This window comes from Delftia sp. JD2 (assembly GCF_001682645.1).
In the GTDB taxonomy this organism is placed as follows: Bacteria; Pseudomonadota; Gammaproteobacteria; order Burkholderiales; family Burkholderiaceae_C; genus Comamonas; species Comamonas acidovorans.
Window position 1 is genome coordinate 1 of record NZ_LFJT01000123.1, and the last position, 4,081, is coordinate 4,081.

At 67.3% G+C, this 4,081-nt stretch carries 2 protein-coding genes and 1 pseudogene; all 3 read right to left on the reverse strand.

Annotation, left to right across the window (positions count from 1 at the left end; genetic code table 11):
• Positions 1-83: 83 nt before the first annotated feature.
• Positions 84-1,400, reverse strand: coding sequence for a dicarboxylate/amino acid:cation symporter (locus ACM14_RS30030; RefSeq protein ID WP_065348162.1), 1,317 nt, complete (start codon positions 1,398-1,400; stop codon positions 84-86).
• Between the two features lie 113 nt (positions 1,401-1,513).
• On the reverse strand, positions 1,514-2,515 hold the full coding sequence (locus tag ACM14_RS30035; RefSeq protein ID WP_065348161.1) for a C45 family autoproteolytic acyltransferase/hydolase: 1,002 nt from the start codon (positions 2,513-2,515) through the stop codon (positions 1,514-1,516).
• 9 nt (positions 2,516-2,524) lie between these two features.
• Positions 2,525-3,985: pseudogene (locus ACM14_RS30040) on the reverse strand (biotin carboxylase); the annotation flags it as partial.
• Positions 3,986-4,081 lie beyond the last annotated feature (96 nt).

A 4,081-nucleotide genomic window follows, 5' to 3' on the forward strand; every position in this document is an offset into this window, starting at 1 on the left:
CCCGCGCCGGCCCCCGCAGCGCCCATGGCTGCCCGGGCCGTGATCTGGGTTCGGGTTTCATGGCGTGTTCCTTGTGCGGGTTGTCAGGAATGGGCCGGGGAGGCGGGATGGGCCAGCGTGGCCTTGACCTCCGAATCCAGCCGTGCGGCGTTGGCTGCGGCTTCGGTCTCGGGCAGCAGGTCGCCCTCCCACTTGGCGACGACGGCGGTGGCGATGGAATTGCCCACGGCGTTGGTGGCCGATCGGCCCATGTCCAGGAAGGTGTCCACGCCCAGGATGAGCAGCAGGCCGGCCTCGGGGATGTTGAACTGGTTGAGCGTGGCGGCGATCACCACCAGCGAGGCGCGCGGCACGCCGGCCATGCCCTTGGAGGTCAGCATCAGGATCAGCAGCATGGTGATCTGCGTGCCCAGCGACAGGTGGATGTCGTAGGCCTGGGCGATGAACAGCACGGCGAAGGTGCAGTACATCATGGAGCCGTCGAGGTTGAACGAGTAGCCCATGGGCATCACGAAGCTGGAGATCTTGCGCTTGACGCCGAAGCGGTCCAGCGCGTCCAGGATCTTGGGGTAGGCGGCCTCGGAGCTGGCGGTGGCGAACGAGAGCATGAAGGCCTCCTTGATCAGCACCAGCAGCCTGAAGATGCGCGGGCCCAGGAACAGGAAACCGGCGATCACCAGCACTCCCCACAGCAGAAACAGGCCCAGGTAGAAGTCCCCCATGAAGACGGCGAACTTCAGCAGGATCTCCAGGCCGTTGACCGACACGGTGGCCGCCATGGCCGCCAGCACGGCCAGCGGCGCGAGCTTCATCACATAGCCGGTGATCTTGAGCATGACGTGGGACAGCTCGTCGATGGCGGCCACCAGCGTCCTGCCCTTTTCACCGAGCGCGGCCAGGGCCACGCCGAAGAACATGGAGAACACGACGATCTGCAGGATCTCGTTGTTGGCCATGGCCTCGGCAAAGGACTTGGGCACCAGGTGGCTGACGAAGTCCTTGAGCGTGAACTTGGCCGTGGCGAGGTTGGCCGAAGCGCCGATGTCCGGCAGCGGCAGCCCCAGGTTGTGGCCCGGCTGCAGCAGGTTGGCCAGGACCAGGCCCATGACCAGCGACACCAGCGAGGCGGTGACGAACCAGCCCATGGCCTTGAGGAACACCCGGCCCACCGAGGCCGCGTCGCCCATGTGCGCGATGCCCACCACCAGCGTGGAGAACACGAGCGGGCCGATCAGCATCTTGATCAGCCGCAGGAACACGTCCGACATGATGGAGATGTAGCCCGCGATCTGCGCGGCCGCCTTCTTGTCGGGGAAGTTGATGAACACCATGTAGCCGATCACGATGCCCAGCACCATGGCAACCAGAATCCAGATGGCGGGCGGAAGTCTTCTTGTCATTTCCATGTCTCCTTCGGAACCTGTGGGGAATGCCTGGACGGCAGTGCGTGGCACCTTGTCCCGGGCGTCGGATGCAAGCGCTGAATGCAGGCGCGGGATGCTGGGCGGGGCGCTCAGGGGCCCTGGCTCAGGTAGGCGATCTCCCGGTGGCCCTCCTCGAAGGCCACCAGGGTCTGCGGCCAGGCCTGGCCGGGCCAGGACAGTTCGAGCCGGCCCGACCGAGGGGCGTAGGCCGCCGTGTACAGCGTGCCGTAGCCGCGCCGCCAGGCGGGCTGGTACAGGGGCTCGCGCAGCAGCGCGGCCTGGGCGTCACGGGCCGGCGTGCCGGCATCGATCTGCTGCTGCAGGGCGGCCAGCCGCTCGCAGGCGCTGGTGGCGCGTGCATGCTCGGGCCATTCCACCGTGTGCTGGAAGTTGGTCACCGCCCGGCGCCGGGTCACTTCCACGGGACGGTCGGGGTTCAGGAACACCGTGGCCCATTCGCCCCGGGCATCCAGCAGCGTGACGCTGTAGCACATGTGCACGGGCACGCGCTGCAGGATGGCAACGGCCGATGCGGTGTCCTGCGCGATCTCCAGCACATAGCGCAGCACCAGCGGAATGCCGAAGCCGTCGCCATGGGCCGTGCGGCCGCCAAAGGACAGCGAGGCGGCCAGGCCCGACTCGTTCATGCCGTCCAGCGCGCCCCACAGGCAGTCGCCCATGGCGGCCACGCGCTGCCCGCTCCAGCGCGTGGCCAGCCAGTGGCCCTCCAGCAGCGCGGGCGCGAAGTCGTAGTTGCGCAGCAGCATGGGTTCCTGCTGGCCGGCCGCATCGAGCCAGACGGCCTGGGAGCAGCCGGTGATGTAGGGCGGCGGGCACCATAGCGACAGGAAGCGCGCCTCGATGTCGCCGCCGCCGGCCAGCTCCACCAGCCGCTCCCAGGTGGGCACCAGCTCCGGCATGTGCTGGCGCAGGGCGCGGCGGCACTCCAGGAAGCCGGCGCGCGCCACGGCGCCCTGGCGCAGGAACCAGGCGCGGTAGTAGGGCCAGGCCTGCTCGCACAGGGCCTGCCATTTCCGGCCGGGCAGGTCTTCGGCGATGGCCTGGAAGCGGATGCGGGTAGGCAGGGGCATGGGAGGCCTTCAGAGGATCTTGAACGAGCCCGGCGCCGGCGCTGCGCCGGGCTGGGTGGCCAGGATGGGCTTGCCCGCGTAGTAGTTCTTGATGCCGCGTATCCAGTCGCGCGCCCGGATGTTGAGCTTGAAGTTGTCGTCCATCGAGCGGCCGCGCGTGATCAGGATGCCCAGGTCGGCGCCCTCGTAGCGGTAGTCGCCGGGGCCGGTGATGCGCAGGAAGAAGGCCTCGCGCTCGGTGTCTATGGCCTTGCGGTTGTAGTCGAAGCGCTGGTAGGCGACGCTGCCGTCCTCGCCCATGCGGTAGATGCCGGTGGCCGGAGCATGCGTGACCTGGTCGATGCGGTCCTCGTTGAACTTGAGCACCACCTGAGACCAGGAATCGATGAAATGCGGCTGGGCCCAGCGCTCGTTGATCTCCTTGACGTTCAGGTCGAACGGCACGCCCGAGAATTCGAGCAGGTGGAACAGGAACAGCGGCGCATCGGCGTAGGCGAAGGCGGCATGGTTGGTCATGGGGCTGGCGCCGCAGATGCGCGGGTTCAGCTCGCCCAGGTAGACCTCGCCGGTGTCGGTGTCGATCAGGAAGTCCAGGTCGAAGTAGCCGCGGTAGCCCTCGGCCAGCAACTGGTTGCCGAAGCGCTCGGCCATGTCGCGCGCCCTGGCGCGCACCTCCTCGGAGAAGGCGCCCGGGAACACCTCGTTGCCGCACCAGCCGCCCTTGTAGGGCGTGAGTTCGCGCGCGCCCACCACCTCGGTCAGCAGCGGCCCGACCAGGGTGCCCGACTGGGTGGCGCAGGCCTCCAGCGTGGCGCCGCGGCAGTTGATGCGCTTCATGATCTTGACCTCGGGGTCGTTGACGATCTCGTCCTTGTGCTTGTCGAAGTCCTCGCGCGAGGCGATGAAGAAGGTGGTGTGGCCCGAGTCGCCGAAGGCCGACTGCACCACCAGGTCCTTGCCCAGGCCGTGGCGCTCGGCGATCTGCATCAGGTGCTCGTAGCTGTCCACCTTCTCCAGCGCGTTGGGCACCGAGTAGACGCCGGCCTTGTTGCCTATGCGCACGGTCTCCATCTTGTTGTCGCAGCGCTGGCGCAGCGCGGCTGGCGGAAACCAGACCTCCATGCCCAGCTCCCGGGCCAGGGCCTCGGTCTTCTCGTCGAACATCAGGAAGGTGGCGACCGGCTTGCCGCCGCGCCGCTCGATCAGGTCCACCACATCCTTGTGCTGCAGCAGGTAGTTGTTGATGTCCTCGATGGACTCGAAGGGCTCGTGCGGCAGCTCCTGCGGCACGAAGGCGTTGGGGTGGCGGCCGTCGAAGCAATCGATGTAGTTGATGTAGCGGAAGCGGTTGACCCAGCGGTCCATGCCCAGCAGGTTGAAGTTGGTGGCGCTGATGAAGTAGATGGGCCGCTCGTTGCGGTGGAACATCAGCAGCAGGTCGGCAACGCTTTTGACTTTGTTGTTCACTTCTTGCTCCTCGTCGTGGTCTTCTTCGGGGTGGGGGAAAGCGTGATCAGTTCAGGTTCGGGCTCGGGTCGGACCAGGCCCAGGCCTTCGTCGCCCGCC

What these genes read in the sequence shown, in the direction of transcription:
- ACM14_RS30030 (WP_065348162.1), bottom strand. Translation starts at nt 1,400, where the DNA reads ATGACAAGAAGACTTCCGCCCGCCATCTGGATTCTGGTTGCCATGGTG.
- ACM14_RS30035 (WP_065348161.1), bottom strand. Translation starts at nt 2,515, where the DNA reads ATGCCCCTGCCTACCCGCATCCGCTTCCAGGCCATCGCCGAAGACCTG.